Below are 16988 nucleotides of genomic sequence, written 5' to 3'. Positions count from 1 at the left end.
TTACCATTTCATCACTTCGAATTACTACCTTTTATACTATTCTATTTAGCTGAATGACTTTCAAGCTTTTATTCTATTTTTCCAACAATTTTTGACTTTGTATACCTTCATTTTTCAGGATTTTCTTTTTCCACTTTTTTCATTGTTTAAAACTGACTTTTTATCTCTTTAAATATACTTGATAAGCAATGTATTGTTGAAACTCATAGTGAATATTTGATTAATAGACTCAGATATTTAGTTGCAATATTTGAGGGCGATTCATTAGCAAAAAATTCTATTTTATATTTTGTAGAAAAAGAAAATTCTTTATCAACATATAAAGAAATTCGTATTAATAAATACGGAATTATTAAAGATTGGCAGAAAGGTTTCTTCGATGAAAGTGAAAAACTAGCATCAAGTATGCTTGAAGCGGCTATGTTAAAACGTAAAAAAGAAACGGAATAATGAATTTCTATATAGACCCATATATATTTGCGTTAGACAAAGACAGTATTACAAAAGACCAGATAGAATTATTGATCGAGAAAATTATTGATTGGAAAAAGCTAATTGATTCTAATTGGTCGAAGGTATACAAACTTACAGAAACATTTGATATACTTTTTAGTAATAATCTTTTTCCTTTGGTTAATAATATAAAAGAAATAATCTTAAAACATAACATTGAATACATTCAACCTAAAGAAGTTGACAAAATTTTAAATTCATTATTAATTAAACTTCTCACAATTGAGGACCATACTAAAATAAGTGATTTACTAATAGAAGATGATAATTATAATTTTAATGATGCATGAAATGATGATTTTAAAAATGCATTTAAAAAATTAACAATTTTAGCTAAATTAGATTGCATTCAAAATAAAAGAAATGAAAATTCTAAAATTATTATTTCGACTGAAGCAATAAAGAATAGAATATGATGTTAATCTATCTATTGTTGAATCCAAAACATTATTTGATTTATCAAAACCCTTTAATATAAATTTCAATCAGTATGAAACATATAAATATTTTTGTTTTTTCACGGAGCCAAAAGTTGTTTGGTTGAATTTTGTAAATAATAATTGTTTCAAAGTTTCATTATATATAAGCTTGTATCAAAATGATAATCAATTTAAATATTTTTATCTAGATAGAGAACCAAATTTTAAATTTAATGAAAGTTTTTATAAATCACTTAAAGACCTACATTTTGATAATGATGAAACCAATTAGAGCAATTACTGAAGAGATATTGCATATTAATATGAAAGATATTCATGAGCTACGAGAAAAAAAGGGAGGAAATAGTAACCAATTAAAAAATAATGACCACTCTGTTTGGAGAAGAGATTTAGATTATGAATATCATTTACATTATTGGCGAAAAGGTGATCAATTAATTTTTCAGATGTTGTAACTCACAAAAATTTCAAAATATTATCAATATAAACTACGTTTAACATATAAATATAGTAACTAGTCAGGTAAGCTATCCTAAAAATGGCTGATTCATAAATAAAAGATTTGGAGAAAAAATAAATTAAAATCAAACTTTAAAGAATATTCTATTTTCAAATTTATATTGTGTATCTTAAAAATTTAATATCACAACATCATAAAAAAGAATATAAAAATTCAACGTGCACTTTAACTTCTGAAACATCCACACATTCAAGCGAATCTCTTCACTCTCCTACGCCTCCTCAAAAAATCAATCAAATATGAAATCATCTAAAAAAAGAGATTTGCAATTTTTGTTTAATTTGGCTTAAACGAATCAAATCATCGACAAAAGTGTTTGAAGATACGCTCGTTTTGCACTGAAGGAGACAACTATTTGATAGTTGTCTCTCTTTTTTTATGCATAAAAATCTCTATATCAAACTTTTACAGCCTGATATTTTATGGTTTGAATTTTTTGATGTGAAATCCTTAGTCCATCTGAAACAGACAGTCTAAAAGTGCTCTATCAGAGATTTCATCGGTATTGAACCATAGTTTGAAATCCCATTAAGGTTCTAGTATTTTTTTCTCTTTCGGTTTATCATAATTTTTTGATACTAAATATAGTAATTCCAATATAATTTTAGCTTCCTTCTCATTTACCTGAATTCCATTCTTGGCAAGAAGAATGATTGCTTGCTCAACTGAAACATTTTTATCAATGAAGTTCATTTTTCTTGTTAGGTTTTCGGTTATTTTTTTTTAATAATATTTTTGAAAATGCTTGATTTAAGTCCAAAGAGAGATCTCCCGTTTTATAATCAATATCAACTGGTGGAATAAGACTCACAAGATATCTTTTGTCTGAAGTATCAAACTCGGAAAATTTTTGAAAGATTTCAACCAGTGCTTTATTTTCTATTTGATTCTTTCTATCAATAGCTTTTAATTTAAGAGTAATATCACGTCTTTCTTTACTGAGATTTTTAGTATTAACCAGACATTCTTTTTTTAAGTCATTATAATCATCAATCTTCAATATTCCTGCTATAAATAATTTTCTACCTCTAGAAAGAGTTAGTTCTTCCTCCTTTATTCTTCTTTCTAATAGTTTTTGACCGTATAAATAACTTGCTTTCTGTGTCTTTATATTCTGACCTTCCAAAATATCCTTAAATAGTTCAATTGTGTTATTTGATAGTATCAATTGCTTAAGCTTATTTTGATAGCAATCATTCAACAAAACTGCGTTTATCCTTGTTCTACAGCGATCATGACAATGATAATATGGGTATTTTTTTGAGCTTCCTTGCGCAATACTCCCACTGAGTTTTCGATCACAAACAGGACAGGTCAAAAAACCTCTAAGAAAAAACAGCTCTTTTAAATCATCTTTTTTAGAAGTAGTTTTTCTTTTTGTATTAATAACAGATTGAACTTGATAAAATAACGATTCAGATATTAAAGGTTCGTGCAAACCTTTTATCATTTGTTCTTCGTTAGATTTAAGTTTGATTGATATAAGCCCACAGTAAATTGGATTCCGTAAAATTCTAAAGAAGTGTGACCGTGAACATATCAATCCTTTTTCATTAGCCATTTTCATTATTTCGGAAATCTTATGATCGTTCTGGGCAGCTTGATGAAAAGACCACTTTATAATATCAGCTTCAGGCTCTTTAGGAGCAATAGTTTTTTTACCATCCATTAATGTCAAATTAATAAATCCAATAGGTGCTTTATTAGGATATCTACCCATCAGCTTCGCTCGACGAATACCATTTGCTGTATTTTGAGCCCTCCGAGTATTTTCCGCTTCCGGAACCGCTAAATATACAGCCAGCATAACGGTACTTTCCGGCACAGAGAAATCAATTGGTTGATCAATAGCCATTGCTGTTGTTTTATATTTTCGCAGCTTTCCAATCATTTCGTAAGCATATTCAACATTACGACTGAATCTGTCCCATTTTATAAATAGGATGCTTTTATCTTCTCCTGATGATTTCTTTTTAATTTCTGAAAACAATTCTTTCCACTCAGGTCGGTTGAAATTTTTGGCAGAGTAGTCTTCACGATAGATTCCTTTGACTTCAATATTGTTATATTTACAATATTTCAATAATCTATCTTCCTGCTCAGGCAGGGAGTAACCTTTTCTTTTTTGTTCATCTGTACTTACGCGGACGTATAAATAGGCTGACTTCATATAATTAATGTATTTATTTGATTTACAAATTAATATTTTTAAGTATATGAAATGATAAACAAAAAGCAGTTTACGCTATATCAATTAAAAAGGGAAATTCAGTAGAAACTTTCATAGCAGCAGCAGTAATTAATGACATTCTCACATCAATATGACACCTAGATATCAAAAGTATTTTTAAGGAACTGCAAAATTTTCATTACAATAAATACATATCTTCCTGTCATTAAGGATACCGCAGCAAAAAGGAAATATTACAGCAATAATGATTTAATAGCATAAAATCTATTTTAATATTTCATACTTAATCCAAAGTAGATATTATTAGCAGAATCACAACACCTATTTTAACACACTCATAATCAAAGTCTATCAAAAATTTTCACCAAAGCAAATACAAGCCTTATCAACTTTTTACTCTCTCCTAGCATAATAATTCCAACCAAATTAAACTCCAATTGACATGCCTTGTAATTCGTAGATGTTATATTGTTTGTTTTTAGTTACAAACAACCATTAAGTTTAAATAATAATATTAATGGTCTTCTAAAGCAAAGTTAAAATACCTTCCCGATTTACATAATATTATTCTCTTTATTACGGATAGCGTCTTGTTAAGTTCACAAACCGACATTTGAAGCTTTTTTCGCTTCATTGTCAGTTTTTTAATACATTTAACTACCTGTTTTACTGCAACATACGGACTTTACAAAGTGGTTTGATGTCATAATTTTCAACAATAAAGCCTTTTTGCTATCAAATGTCTAAAATACTTTTTATCAGTATTTTAAATAAAAAAACAGCAATATTCATTTTAAAATAATGCTATTTTTTTGTCGACAAGACAGGATTCAAACAATCCTCAAAGTACCATCAAAAGGGAGGAAATGTAAAATAAAAATTACGGTAAAAATTCTTTCAAAGTAATTTTGACTAATAAATGTAAAAAATCAAGTATTTCATCCAATTCTTCTTCATCTACTTTTATATCATTATCAAGCAATATTTTCAAAGCTTGTTTTGTAGAAATTTTCTTGAAATCACTTAATAAATATTCGTCGTCCATACATTTATCAAACTATTTTTTTATTTCAATATTTTTAACTAAGAAGTTGCACATTCAAGTGTAATGCCTTTAAAAATTTAATTTTATTAAATAAGAATTTTACGATTGTATAAATCGCAAATTTTTCATTTTCAAAATTTAGTAACATACTTAGAGGATTACTTGAGTTTAAATCCTCTCTCTTCTACGCTAGTACGAAGATTTTGTCTCCCATGCATATAATCTAAACTGTTGGCAGTATATGCAACATCTTTTTTCCACTGTTTCTCTTTCATTTTTTGTTCCTTTCTGAATTGCTGAAAGGATTCTTCATAGGTATCTAATGCCTCTAATGAATTAACCATATTATAATTATTATAATGCAGAACTACTTTTTGGCTGGGTCTAGGTCTTATTGAATTTAGACGATCCGGATCAGGTTTACCAACGACCATTCCAAAAGTGACATAGCTATAATCTGGTAAGCCAATCAGTTCTGCGATCTCCCTTGACTGACTACGCATAGCACCTATATAAACAACACCAAGTCCCATTGATTCAGCTGCTATAGCAGCATTCTGCGCTGCCAAAGTTGCATCTACAGTTGCCATAACAAAAGCATCCAGATAATCGTGAATTTCAGCATTACCGCCTTCTTGTTTAGCAATAGTATTACTTCTGGATAGATCTGCGACCCAAAGTAATAGTACCGGAGCCTGCTCGATATAAGGATTTCCAACACCGCCTGCTTCACGTTGCGAAACCTTCGAAATCTTTTCTTTTAAATTCGGATCTGTGATTGCCACAACACTCCATTGGTTTAAATTTGATGACGTAGAAGCAGACTGAGCAGAGGCAACCATTGTCTCAACAGTTCCGGTTTCTAGTGATTCTTTTAAATAATGCCTGACAGAACAGTGATCTAATAATAATTCTATATGTTGATTCCAATGAATATTTTCAGGTGTGCTTTGAAAACCATATCTTCTCCTTAAAAGTTCTCTTTGAAATTTTGTTTCTTTTAATTCCATTACTTAATAATTTGCTTGATAAATTGTATTGCAAAAGTATCTACTGTTTTCAACTCTGCTGGCATCAACAAGAAATTGTATGTGACATACAAATTTGTATGAAACCTGAATATCAATAAGATATTAGTAATGATTGTTGCTTTTCACAATGCTATTTCTTTGACTGCTGCTATTTTCATTAATTTTGTTTTTATAATTATTTAATTTGTCTCTATGTCAATTAAAAAAAGTTCGACTAACTGTGTTAATTGGCTTAACTATATTGTGCCACACGATTTGACATATGCCTATCTAGAATTGGTGGAAGATGGAAAGTCACAATTTTAAATACTCTTGAAAATCGAACGCTACGCTTTAGCGAACTGAGAGATTGTATAGAAGGTATCACTGAACGTATGCTGATTCTGCAACTCAAAGAACTTGAAAAAGAAAAACTAATAAGCCGAACAGTTTACAATGAAGCTCCACCAAGGGTAGAATATGAATTAACAAATATAGCAAAGCAACTCTCACCAATCTGGAGAGAACTAGAAAAATGGGGTGCAAAGCATCGAGAAATCATTGATGATCAGGAAAGCGAAAGTAAAACCGAGCAAAAAGCAGGAGAATAGCGATTTGTTAAATTATTTTATTGAATAATATCATTCGAAGTATTACAAATAATATATAGAAAACTTTAAAGACGCTTGAATTTTAAACTTTAAGCTGCAATTTTTTCTGATCTTTACAAAGTTAGCAACTCCAAATTGATGATGCCCGTGCTTTTAAGACACCCACAATCAAATTTAATGGAAATGGGAGCTTAAAGAATTTGACATCATATCGGAAACCAGAGACCTTCAGCAGAAAGGATTGATCCGTATAGAAACACAGATTCTGATGACGGTGATTTCTCTTCTCCAATACCTTTAGCTAGAGCAAGTATCACAATATCCGGAATGAATTTTTGTGGTTTATTATCGTTAGATGAAATTGAAACTAAAGTACTGCAAAAACTTAATGAAATGACTAAAATAAATACATAAGAGCTCTAAACCAGACACTCATTTTTAAATTTCATTAACGCATTTTAACATTTATTAACTTTTGGTATATATTTCGAATACTATTACATGTCAAAACAAGCCAAACAGCGACATAAAAAGTAGTAGGCGAAAAACAAAAAATTAAACAAGTGAGTAATTCAAACAACACAAACAAAAACTGGCCAAGTAAAACAGGTAACAAATCAGGAGATAACAGAGGTAATAATCCTCCAAAGTCATCTGGTGGAAAACCATTGACCCCAAAGAAATAAGCGTTTGAAAATTTTGAGAGTCTGAAATTTCAGACTCTTTTATTTTATTTGTAATGGTAAATTTCTTATTTTTTGAGAAGATAAGAAGTAAGGGTTCGAAATTTATTTTAGAACAACTGCCAGAAAATGCTCAAAATTTGTTAAAATCGAAGAGAGAAGATGTAATTAAAAATATTCCAAACCCCCTCACGAGACCTAATAATTTTACTTTAAAACATCATCAAGTTCTTGAAATGATTCTATCATTGCTTCCTAATAAATGATAAAGTAGTTATAATTTCTATAATTTCACTAAGTTTAGAGATTGTTTAAAATATATAAAAGATGAAAATAATACTTTTACGGAAAACCGTAAAAAGTGAATTAATATAATTTGTAAATTGCGATAGAAACTACAAACCATCAATGAGTATTATTTTTGAGCATGTCGATGAAGAACACCGTTCATACCAAGGTCTATCAATTAATGAAGATCAATGCCGCGAACATTTGCAAAATGGCGTAAAAGACAACCTTCTTGATCGGGAAGAATGGGAAGATTCACTAGTTAGATTAAGAGCACTTGAGGAAGAAACAGGCTTTGAAGCTAATGAGGGATTGCTTGCTGACATAGAAACTTTACTTAATGAAGAAATTGAATTTAAGCAATTTCGAATAGGTGAAGCTTATGCTGAAATTATATTAGAAGAGGAATTTGTATGTAGATTTCACTGGAATGAAAGCAGAGATGCAAGAAATCCCAGGGGCAACAAAACAGGAGCTGATCTTGTAGGATTTACAGAATTAAATGGGCAGGTAGTTTTTCTATTCGGTGAAGTAAAAACTTCCTCCGAAACAGCCAATCGCCCACCCCAGGTTATGACCTCCAAAGAAGGAATTGAAAAACAATTAAGAGATCTTTACAATGATAGAAATAAAAGGTTAATCCTTATTTCTTATTTGAAAAGTAAAATGCGTCATTATCCGGATGGTCACCCTTTCAAAATTGATTTTAACGAAAGCCTGCGCAATTATTATCGTGATACTTGTAATTTCCAGCTGTACGGAGTTTTAGTCAGAGATGTAGAACATGATCATAGAGATGTATCCATAAGTTATGATCGGTTGAAAAATCATATTTTGGCACCCAATGGTATCAGACTATTAGCATTATATTTGCCGTTTCGTAAGGAAGAATGGGAAAATATTATTAATGAAGAAACAGAATGAGTATCACTTTAAAATATAGCTTTCTAGAACATGCATACCCTGAGATGCTTGATTCTATCGGCTTGCTTATTCAGAAAATGAAACTCTCTGCAAGGTTCAATGACATTGAACTGACAACAGAAAATTTTCACCAACTTACGATAGCCAAAGAGCTGTGCGAACTTAGAATTATAGAATTGTGGGAAACAAGAACTGAGAATAATTATGAGTTCAAAGCTTTATGTGCGACATATTTTGATATTTCAAGTCAGCTTCCAGCTTCAACATATGATGAATACTTTGTCTACGAACAATTTAAAATCATTTCCTTTGGATATTTAGGTGAACACTGGCATTTTGTTAAGCAATATTTGAATAAAACAATTCAAATATTTGATAATATTGATGACAAAAATAATTGGAATCTCCGCATAATAACTCTTGCTTTTAAAGTACTGGTACATTTAGTTAAAAAAGATTCCTGGCGTGAAATAGATTACGGCGTAAATTTTATAAATCAACTAAGAAGAGAACAAGAAGAATTTGAAAACAATTTTCTTGAACAATTAGATGAAGAAGGCAGAGCATATGGGGCTGCAGAATTAGTTTCATTATATCATTTTGTAAAATGCGTTGAAATAGTCGGCAACTATTTACTGGAGGGAAGACCATTAGAGCCAGAAATTGAAATTAAATATCACCTTAGTTTTGCTAGAGAATATGCGCAAAAATCAGGTAATCTAAGTCTCACTCTATTATATCAGTTTTTTGAAGCCTTTGCTGAGAAAATTGTAAGAAATACAATTTGGTATACTACTCGAGGAATTAATAATTGGGTAACTAAATTTAATAATTATATTTCTCATAAAGAAGAGAAAGGTTTATTTGAATTATTGTATCCTCAGAGAGAATCGATTATAGAGGGTGAACTTTTAAATCCCGCGCATCGAGCAGTTGTAGTTAACCTGCCAACTTCCAGTGGAAAAACATTGATTGCAGAATATAAAATACTGCAAGCACTCAATCAGTTTAAAGCACAGGGAGGATGGATTGCATATATTACTCCTACTAAGGCATTAGTTAATCAGGTTTTTATACAATTAAAAAAAGATCTTGGATCCATTGGAATCAAAGTTGAAAAAGCAAGCGGTGCTATAGATCTAGATGGATTTGAACAGCATCTTGTAGAAGAAAGCGGAAATAATACAGATTTTGATATTTTAGTTACGACCTATGAAAAGATGAATCTCTTAGTTCGTCAGGGATTAGGAACTACAGCTGAACGGCCTTTAGTATTAACAGTGGTTGATGAGGCTCATAATATAGAAGAAGCTTCAAGAGGTTTAAATCTTGAGTTATTACTTTCCACCATCAAAAATGACTGTGAAGAGGCGAATTTTCTTTTAATGACTCCGGATATTTCAAATTCCGCTGAAATCAGTTCTTGGCTCGCAGGAGATAGAGGAAATGTTATTAACCTTGAATTAGACTGGTGGCAGCCCAACGAAAGAATTGTCGGAGCTATTGAGGTTGACGGTTATGGTAGAAATTATGATTTTTCTTTACGGCCGTTGCATACAAGCAAAGGAACTTATGAGATCGGTGAAAAAATTCCAATGGTGCAGTATGTTAACGCAAGCCAACCAAAGGCGACTGTTACGAATTCAAAATTAAAGATATCATCATATTTGGCGGCAGGTATGCTTGATATCAATAATCCGATTATTATTTTAGCATCGAAACCTTCAGAAACTTACACTATTGCTGAAAAATTAAGTAATGATACTCCGGATTTTGCAGAAAATGACGAAGATGTTGACTTGCTTATTCGTTTAGTAAAAAGCGAATTGGGAGATGCCTTTCCATTAGCAAAATATTTAGAGAAGAGAATTGCAGTTCATAGTTCTGCACTTCCTGATGATATCAGGTTTTTAATAGAAGATTTAATGGCCCGTGAAAAGTTGCAGGCTTTAGTCGCTACAACCACTATTGCACAGGGAATAAATTTTCCTGTTTCTGCAGTTATTATTGGATCATATAATTATCCATTTGTTGGTGCGATGCCTGTCAGAGATTTTTGGAATCTTGCGGGAAGAGTCGGAAGAGCTGGACAGGAAAATATGGGCTGGGTTGGAATGGCAGTAAGACATGATCGTGACCTTGTTGAGGTGACAACTTATGTAAAAAAAGCATCTGATGAACTGCATTCCCAGCTAGTCAGTGCAATAGATAGTGCACTAAGACATGCAGATGCAGATTTCGATCGATGGCTGTTTGTTGATGAACGATGGTCATCAATCTTGCAATATATTTCACATTTAAGACAGCAGGTTGAGCAGCAAGATGCATTCATAGCTCAACTTGAACTTAAACTCCAAAGCACTTTTGGATACCAGCAATTGTCAAATGATAAAAAAATATTTTTAAGAGATAATCTAAGAAGATATGCTTCAACATTGCGACTTTCAGACGCAAAGATATCTGATTCAACAGGATTTAGTTCCATTTCTGTTCGACAGATGATCGGCAAACTAAGACAGAGTGCTTTAAATGCAAATGACTGGAATAAAAACCAGTTATTTTCAGAGCAGAATCAAACTATGCAAAATTTAGTTGGAATTATGCTGAACACTTATGAAATAAGAAAATCGATTGAAGAACTTAATGGTGGTGAACAACCTTTAGACCGTGCATCAATCGCTAGGCTAGTTATTGATTGGGTCAACGGAAGAGAACTGTCGTCCATTGCTGCACGTCTTTATCCTGGAGAAGATTCAACAACTGCCATACAAAAAGCAACAAAAGCTTTATATAAAGTTGTCGCTAATTCAGCAACATGGGGCTTAGCTGCATTACAAAAAATGCCGACGAGCGGTATTGATTGGGAAGCGATGTCTGAAATTGATAAAAAGAAAATGGCTAACCTTCCTGCGTACTTACATTATGGTGTAAATACAGATGAAGGCGTTTTAATGAGGAAAAACAACGTTCCAAGAAGTTTAGCAAAAAACATGGGTGAATTATATCAAGCTAGTATAGAAGGTAGCATTTTTACTCAGTCATCGGATTCGGTTACGAATTGGTTGACTGCTCAGGCAATTGATATTTGGAATAGAGCAAAACCTCAAGATTCTCCCCTATCAGGTGAAGATTACAAAAAAGTTTGGAAGAAACTTAATGGCCTCTAATTTTAACGCTTGTCTTTTTGTCTACTCAAATAACTAAATACTTTGGCACTTAAGCTAAATATACAGTAAAAATAAAATATCTTATCCTCATTCAACTAATTGTTTGAGGATATTTTTTGTAAAAATAATTGCAGCAAAAAAGATTTATCTGCATCATATTTTTAATTTTTAAAATACTTCGAAAATAAAGTATGTAATTTTTAATGCTGATTATTAGGCTTAAATTTCCTTTTAAATATTTTTTCACGAGAAAATAATGCAATATTTTCGAAGGAAAAACTTACAGATTCTATTCCATTTATAACAATTAATAAATAGTAGCTATTTCTGTAGGTATCAATTTGCCGACTTCCATCTTCATCTGTTATTATTACAAGCCCGCCGATACATTTTTTAGGCAAAAGTTCTTTAAATCCTGTACTATTACCTTTTTTAAGATCTAAAAGTTCTAAAATATTTGCTTTGGACGGGTTATACCAGACTTTTCTGACCACAGTATCTACTGCCTGTATAGTATCAATTTGCGCGCAAGTTAGAAGAGTTTGTAAAACGGCTTCTAATGTTTTACTTCCCAGGTCGTATGATGACATTGAATTGGAGATATCAACAATAATATTCTTTGCATTATAATTTCTAATGTCCTTATAAAGTTTTAATGGAATAAAATTTGGCAAAACTGATTTAGGATATAGTTCCTGAAGTTTTTCTATAAAATCTTTCTGAATACAAGAATCAGGATATACATCGCCATAAGCTTCATTTCTACTTGGATAAGGGAGCACCAGAGATTTTGACATTCGCCCGTAATTAACAAGAATAACATAGGCTTTGGAAAAAGCGACAGAATAATCTCTAATCGCATCTCCAAAGTTTGAATTACTTGGTGTTCTATATTGTTTGACCTCAATGACAGCTAATGCATTTTCTATCTTATGATCATTTTTGAAAATAACATAGTCTGGCTGGACATGATCTTTTCTTTTATTACTTTGTAAATTTGCAACCTCAGTGAGCATTTCAGAAAAAACCAGTAAATCACCTTCTATAGATTGTATTGTCATTAGCCTTTTAGGTTTAAAAGGAATTTTTAAAACTCCGTCAGTATGATGCACATCTAAAGGATATCCGTCAAAAGATTTATCAATATTGGTCAATATCCATGCAGAATATAGTTCATGTCGTTGACTCCAGATTGGAAGGTTTAGCAAATCAACTAATTCCTTGACTATAGTGTCTTCGCTACTGGTAACTATAGGGAACGAATCCAATAATACACCTAGCTCTTTTGAGAGTTGAACTGCTTCAACATCTTTTTCTTGACCACCTTTAAGATTCAACTGCTCTACTCTGTAAAATATTGCATTCACAAAAGTAGCTGGCCAAGCATCAGTCAATGATATGTGTAGCGTTTTTAATGGCCAAGAACCAATTAAATCTTCTTTATTATTTGAAGATCTCATTATATCTTGAGCTGTCTGCCGAAACTCACTAACACTACGACAAGTGATCACATAGCTTTTCCAAATCCTCATACAGAAATCCAATTGAGAATCTAATTGATCATTACCAGTTTTAGGTAAAATTAAGTTTGGCTTTTCAATATGCCCTCCTTCCTTTTCGAACTCATCTTTCCATATCTTTAAATAAGGATCTAGTGATTCTACTTGCTCAAAATCATTATAGAATATATTTTTTAACTTCCAAAGATTACTGTCTATTAATTCATTGTCTATATATAATGACTTAACTGTTTCTAGCTTTGAAATATAAGCTCGAAAATTTTCTAAATTAAAATTCAGTTTATACTTCTCCAACTCCAAAAAGTCAAATTCTATTTGTAATGTTTTGTCTTCTTTTTGAATTTTATATTTTTCAAAGAATACACAAAGATCATTCATCATCATTCCATATGGCTGCAGAACACTGAAAAGAGCATTAATAAATTTTTCGACTGTAACGTTGTTGTTGGCAAGATCCTCGACAAAAGAATCTTTTTTATTTATTTCAAGTAATTGATAAATTCCGTCATAGGACTCGTTACCCTCAACCAAATCTTTATCATAAAAAGATTCATCTAAACCAGCTGTAAGATTCAATGCAGTCCATAAATCCGCTGCATTGGTAATTGGTTCAATAATGTTTTGATTTACAAATTGTTTAGCTTTCATGATTAGTTTATTTTGATTAAAAGGTACATATATTACTTCAATTAGAATTAACTATTTGTATTTAATATGTAAAATTTAAAATAGGCTATAAAGTTGCTGGCTCAATTATTGATCCTGAAACTATAGAATGCTTTGCTTTAAAAAAAATGACTCTAAAAAAAACAAAAAAGTTTACAAAATACTATTGCAAAAATTTTTCACAAGTATAATTTACTAACGTTTGAGTCTTAAAATTAAAAAATGTAATGGACTAAGCTACCACAGTAAAGCTTCTGGAGCAGCATCAAATAAAATTTCCAAAGCAGGCAATCTGCTTTTCTGGCGTTTCATTTCACGCCATACAGTCTGGTGATGCTCTCCTTTTATATCTTCAATCATATTATCCAGTTGAATTTGATTAGCGCCAGCATTTCTTCTGATAATATAGTTAGAGAGACGACTTTCAAAATTAGAAAATGCAAGTTTTCTTGCCTTTACAAGATACGATCTAGAATTTAATCCCAAAATATTTATCGTATAATCTGCTCTTATACTTATTTCACTAGTACTGTCGTCATCCATTGATGTAAAGAAAAAAGTGCTATCAATATCAAGAAATAAGTAATCAAGTGGATTTTCTAGACGTGGGTTTATCAAAACCGCTTCACCTTCTTCAGGTTCTATAATATCAGAATCTTTATTTCTGATCAGCTCCACCACTGTTCCGTCTATTCTCTTTAGAACAGCAAATTTGTTATTTTTAGGACCATTACAAGTACCACAAGCATAACAATAATTCATCCAGGCAAAACATTTTTCAGGATACCAATCTTTTGGGTAAATATGTTCAACCTCATCTGCTTTACTGTCTTCACAATAATTACATCGATCAGGCCCACAGCACATTACACTAAGCTTCTTCTTAACCTCTATAAATGCTCTGTTTTTCGTTGTGTTAGATGATTTGAATTTTTTCTTTGCTTCAGCTACACGTTCCGGATAAGTTGGTTTATCGTCAATTAATTTCTGATATTCTGCCAGCTTAGTAATTGCAAAATCCTCTAAATTACTATCATTTAGTTGTATCATTACTTGGCATCATTGATTTTAGTTGGCTTAATCTCAAATTCTCTTCAGAATTTATTGTTCCTTTGAAGGATTTTAAAGTCAAACCTGCTAACTCAGCTGAAAGTTCTTGACCACTTTCTGACTGCGTAACATTATTACCAAATAGTTCGGTACCATAAGCGTCAAGGAGGTCACCAAAAAGTAATCTCTCTCTATCAATACCTAATACCTCTTCAGAATCTTGATCAGTTCCAGGTGCTCTCAATCTCCATATAGTACCAGTTTCCGCAGCTCTACATATCAAAGGGCTATGTGTAGTAACAATGAATTGAATCTTAGGAAACACTTTTGTAAACCATTGCCCGATTCTAGCCTGCCAGGTTGGATGTAAATGTGCATCTATTTCATCAATCAAAACGACCCCGGGCATATCTATAAAATATTCATTTTGATTAAAATTACGAAATACCTTTTTAGATCCATAAGATCTTACGAGTTGTCTAATTAATTCAAATGTTAAACTTAAAATCGAACGGTATCCATCACTCATCTGAGTAACATCAATTTTGCTCCCATTTCCATCAATAAAAAAAACACCTTCACTGCTTATAGAGTCTAATCTTGAATTATGAGGAAGCAATCCCCCTTCATTTAGAAAAGATTTTAAGGCATCTAAAATAAAAGCAGTATCACTTTTAAGTGAGCTATTTTCCAAATTTTTAATATGTAAATCCTTTAGCCAATCTATCGCCTCAGTTAGGGCTACATCTTCACCAAAAACAGACAGATGAGCTGCTGCTCTAGGATCAGAGTAATAGACTTTCATCCATTCTTTTTCTCCACCAGTGAAACGTCTGAAGGGACCAAAAGCACAAGAAAACCAGCCTGCACTATTACTCCAGATACTTTCATAAGCTAAACCTTTATTTCCTTCTAAGATATAACCATTATGCTTATTGTCTATCAACGATAAAATGGCATCAAATTTTTTTTTAGCCTTATGAGTTGTATCTGATTTTTTATCATCAGGATGCTTAGTAACTGTTAGATGAATTTTTCCAGACTCGTTGGAATTCCACCTGATCCAGTTATTAAGATTTAATCGTAGCGCTCTCGCATCATTGGGACCGACAATCCCTAATGCAATGGAACGAACAATTGTAGACTTTCCAGCACCGTTATCTCCTATAATAACATGCCACCCTGCAGGCTCTTCAAATGTCATTTCGAAAGACTTTACAGATCGTATGTTTTTTATGCTAACTTTATTTAAATACATCTTTGTTCTATAATAGCAGTTACATTTTGAAATTTATATGGAAATACAGATGATAGATTAGTAAGTTCAACTGTTCCATTACAAAAATAATTAATTTGAGTCAAAAAAAATCTAAAATTATAATTATTGGATCACTATTAACATCAGTACAATTACGCACTCAAGATTAATAAATTATGAATTAATAATATTTTTCAAATTATCAGTAAACCAGGTAGGCAAATCAATGTCAAAAAAATCAGGAACACCATCATGAATTTGTACCAATTCAATATGCTCAGTAAATGAGGTGTCAAAAATTCTGATATAATTAAACATTTTGTAGTAAATATCTAACTTCTCCAAATTCCCGTAAAAGTTAGATTCCAAAGTTAGTGGATCAACATAATGTCCTCCCTCATTGACTCTTCCTAATACACGCAGTTGAGATGCATCGGTATCAGTCAATCCAAAAAATATCATAATTAAATTGTAGCCGGCTTCCTTAAATCTTTTTGGAATATCCCATGTTTCATGATTGGTAAAGTGCCCTTCGTACGCAAAATCACTTTTGTTCGCCAATGCATCTTCTACAAGATCATTAAAAGTTTCTTTCACGACGTCATAAGCTTTTAACTTACATATTTTAGGTGATCGAATGCCACTTCTCCAAAATTCATTTTTCTTTTCCATGAATAATTTATCTCCATCAAAAACAGATTTTTTCAAATGTTCAGGAAGATAATCAGGCCCTACAGAAGATTTACCAGCACCATTTGAACCAGTAATTATATATAAGTCAGGCATTATTTCACAACTTCAAAATCAAGTTGCTTTCTTAATTTATTAGCCTCGCTCTTTGTAAGAGTTTTAATTGTAGACATTTCTTTTGGAGTCATGATTGAAACAAGCTCAATAACACCATTTGGAAACTCATAATAACACTGATTTGATGCAAGTTCTTTAACATGTATCATAAATGGCATACCATTACTAAGCTTGTTAGTACGTAATTTTCGAACAATTGAAGCGCCAGCGGCATTATGATTTTTTACGCTTTTCATACAGTAAATATACTAAATATTAATCAAAAAATCAACAATAAGAAGACTTTAATTCAATA

At 31.5% G+C, this 16988-nt stretch carries 16 protein-coding genes; 7 read left to right on the top strand and 9 right to left on the bottom strand.

All coding sequences use genetic code 11. The features are described from left to right. Positions 1–216: 216 nt before the first annotated feature. From AC3HD6_RS04125 to AC3HD6_RS04115, 3 genes are all read left to right on the top strand, one after another. Positions 217–450 carry a DUF3696 domain-containing protein gene (locus tag AC3HD6_RS04125; protein WP_488895207.1) on the top strand — a complete coding sequence of 78 codons (234 nt, stop codon included), beginning with the start codon at positions 217–219 and terminating at the stop codon, positions 448–450. After that, positions 450–803, top strand: a complete 354-nt coding sequence (locus AC3HD6_RS04120; protein ID WP_488895206.1) for a hypothetical protein — start codon at positions 450–452, stop codon at positions 801–803. Before AC3HD6_RS04125 ends, AC3HD6_RS04120 begins: the two co-directional genes overlap by 1 nt. A gap of 404 nt (positions 804–1207) precedes the next feature. Beyond that, positions 1208–1408, top strand: a complete 201-nt coding sequence (locus AC3HD6_RS04115) for a hypothetical protein (RefSeq protein ID WP_488895205.1) — start codon at positions 1208–1210, stop codon at positions 1406–1408. Between the two features lie 593 nt (positions 1409–2001). Here AC3HD6_RS04115 and AC3HD6_RS04110 read toward each other — a convergent pair. From AC3HD6_RS04110 to AC3HD6_RS04095, 4 genes are all read right to left on the bottom strand, one after another. Continuing rightward, a complete protein-coding gene (locus AC3HD6_RS04110) occupies positions 2002–2166 on the bottom strand; it encodes a PTS sugar transporter subunit IIBC (RefSeq protein WP_076350970.1) in 165 nt (54 codons plus the stop codon). Beyond that, positions 2153–3643, bottom strand: a complete 1491-nt coding sequence (locus AC3HD6_RS04105; protein WP_488895204.1) for a recombinase family protein — start codon at positions 3641–3643, stop codon at positions 2153–2155. Before AC3HD6_RS04105 ends, AC3HD6_RS04110 begins: the two co-directional genes overlap by 14 nt. Before the next feature lie 901 nt (positions 3644–4544). Next, complete coding sequence (locus tag AC3HD6_RS04100; protein ID WP_488895203.1) at positions 4545–4709, bottom strand: hypothetical protein; 165 nt, start codon at positions 4707–4709, stop codon at positions 4545–4547. A 158-nt stretch (positions 4710–4867) separates the two neighbouring features. Further along, positions 4868–5719 carry a nitroreductase family protein gene (locus AC3HD6_RS04095; RefSeq protein WP_488895202.1) on the bottom strand — a complete coding sequence of 284 codons (852 nt, stop codon included), beginning with the start codon at positions 5717–5719 and terminating at the stop codon, positions 4868–4870. Positions 5720–6000: 281 nt separating this feature from the next. Here AC3HD6_RS04095 and AC3HD6_RS04090 point away from each other — a divergent pair, with 281 nt between their 5' ends. The 4 genes from AC3HD6_RS04090 (at position 6001) to AC3HD6_RS04075 (ending at position 11392) form a co-directional block, all read left to right on the top strand. Next, on the top strand, positions 6001–6330 hold the full coding sequence (locus tag AC3HD6_RS04090; RefSeq protein WP_488895344.1) for a winged helix-turn-helix transcriptional regulator: 330 nt from the start codon (positions 6001–6003) through the stop codon (positions 6328–6330). 563 nt (positions 6331–6893) lie between these two features. After that, positions 6894–7016 (top strand): hypothetical protein, encoded by a 123-nt coding sequence (locus AC3HD6_RS04085; protein WP_488895201.1) that lies wholly within the window; start codon positions 6894–6896, stop codon positions 7014–7016. A 405-nt stretch (positions 7017–7421) separates the two neighbouring features. Further along, positions 7422–8225 carry a hypothetical protein gene (locus AC3HD6_RS04080; protein ID WP_488895200.1) on the top strand — a complete coding sequence of 268 codons (804 nt, stop codon included), beginning with the start codon at positions 7422–7424 and terminating at the stop codon, positions 8223–8225. Beyond that, entirely contained in the window at positions 8222–11392 is a 3171-nt protein-coding gene (locus tag AC3HD6_RS04075; protein ID WP_488895199.1) for a DEAD/DEAH box helicase, read from the top strand. Before AC3HD6_RS04080 ends, AC3HD6_RS04075 begins: the two co-directional genes overlap by 4 nt. 200 nt (positions 11393–11592) lie before the next feature. On the opposite strand, the gene AC3HD6_RS04070 is transcribed toward AC3HD6_RS04075, so the two are convergent. The 5 genes from AC3HD6_RS04070 to AC3HD6_RS04050 form a co-directional block, all read right to left on the bottom strand. Next, complete coding sequence (locus tag AC3HD6_RS04070; RefSeq protein ID WP_488895198.1) at positions 11593–13560, bottom strand: hypothetical protein; 1968 nt, start codon at positions 13558–13560, stop codon at positions 11593–11595. A 255-nt stretch (positions 13561–13815) separates the two neighbouring features. Beyond that, complete coding sequence (locus AC3HD6_RS04065) at positions 13816–14628, bottom strand: hypothetical protein (RefSeq protein ID WP_488895197.1); 813 nt, start codon at positions 14626–14628, stop codon at positions 13816–13818. Continuing rightward, a complete protein-coding gene (locus AC3HD6_RS04060; protein ID WP_488895196.1) occupies positions 14612–15886 on the bottom strand; it encodes an AAA family ATPase in 1275 nt (424 codons plus the stop codon). The genes AC3HD6_RS04065 and AC3HD6_RS04060 overlap by 17 nt, the downstream gene beginning before the upstream one ends. A 174-nt stretch (positions 15887–16060) precedes the next feature. Then, positions 16061–16672, bottom strand: a complete 612-nt coding sequence (locus AC3HD6_RS04055; protein WP_488895195.1) for a hypothetical protein — start codon at positions 16670–16672, stop codon at positions 16061–16063. Continuing rightward, positions 16672–16929 carry a hypothetical protein gene (locus AC3HD6_RS04050; RefSeq protein ID WP_488895194.1) on the bottom strand — a complete coding sequence of 86 codons (258 nt, stop codon included), beginning with the start codon at positions 16927–16929 and terminating at the stop codon, positions 16672–16674. The genes AC3HD6_RS04055 and AC3HD6_RS04050 overlap by 1 nt, the downstream gene beginning before the upstream one ends. Positions 16930–16988: the final 59 nt, after the last annotated feature.

The organism is Chryseobacterium sp. II3a, from assembly GCF_057815135.1.
Note: the sequence above shows the minus strand (reverse complement) of the source record. Positions and strands in the feature narration are given on the sequence as shown.

What these genes read in the sequence shown, in the direction of transcription:
- AC3HD6_RS04120 (WP_488895206.1), top strand. Translation starts at nt 450, where the DNA reads ATGAATTTCTATATAGACCCATATATATTTGCGTTAGACAAAGACAGT.
- AC3HD6_RS04115 (WP_488895205.1), top strand. Translation starts at nt 1,208, where the DNA reads ATGATGAAACCAATTAGAGCAATTACTGAAGAGATATTGCATATTAAT.
- AC3HD6_RS04110 (WP_076350970.1), bottom strand. Translation starts at nt 2,166, where the DNA reads ATGAACTTCATTGATAAAAATGTTTCAGTTGAGCAAGCAATCATTCTT.
- AC3HD6_RS04105 (WP_488895204.1), bottom strand. Translation starts at nt 3,643, where the DNA reads ATGAAGTCAGCCTATTTATACGTCCGCGTAAGTACAGATGAACAAAAA.
- AC3HD6_RS04100 (WP_488895203.1), bottom strand. Translation starts at nt 4,709, where the DNA reads ATGGACGACGAATATTTATTAAGTGATTTCAAGAAAATTTCTACAAAA.
- AC3HD6_RS04095 (WP_488895202.1), bottom strand. Translation starts at nt 5,719, where the DNA reads ATGGAATTAAAAGAAACAAAATTTCAAAGAGAACTTTTAAGGAGAAGA.
- AC3HD6_RS04080 (WP_488895200.1), top strand. Translation starts at nt 7,422, where the DNA reads ATGAGTATTATTTTTGAGCATGTCGATGAAGAACACCGTTCATACCAA.
- AC3HD6_RS04075 (WP_488895199.1), top strand. Translation starts at nt 8,222, where the DNA reads ATGAGTATCACTTTAAAATATAGCTTTCTAGAACATGCATACCCTGAG.
- AC3HD6_RS04070 (WP_488895198.1), bottom strand. Translation starts at nt 13,560, where the DNA reads ATGAAAGCTAAACAATTTGTAAATCAAAACATTATTGAACCAATTACC.
- AC3HD6_RS04065 (WP_488895197.1), bottom strand. Translation starts at nt 14,628, where the DNA reads ATGATACAACTAAATGATAGTAATTTAGAGGATTTTGCAATTACTAAG.
- AC3HD6_RS04060 (WP_488895196.1), bottom strand. Translation starts at nt 15,886, where the DNA reads ATGTATTTAAATAAAGTTAGCATAAAAAACATACGATCTGTAAAGTCT.
- AC3HD6_RS04055 (WP_488895195.1), bottom strand. Translation starts at nt 16,672, where the DNA reads ATGCCTGACTTATATATAATTACTGGTTCAAATGGTGCTGGTAAATCT.
- AC3HD6_RS04050 (WP_488895194.1), bottom strand. Translation starts at nt 16,929, where the DNA reads ATGAAAAGCGTAAAAAATCATAATGCCGCTGGCGCTTCAATTGTTCGA.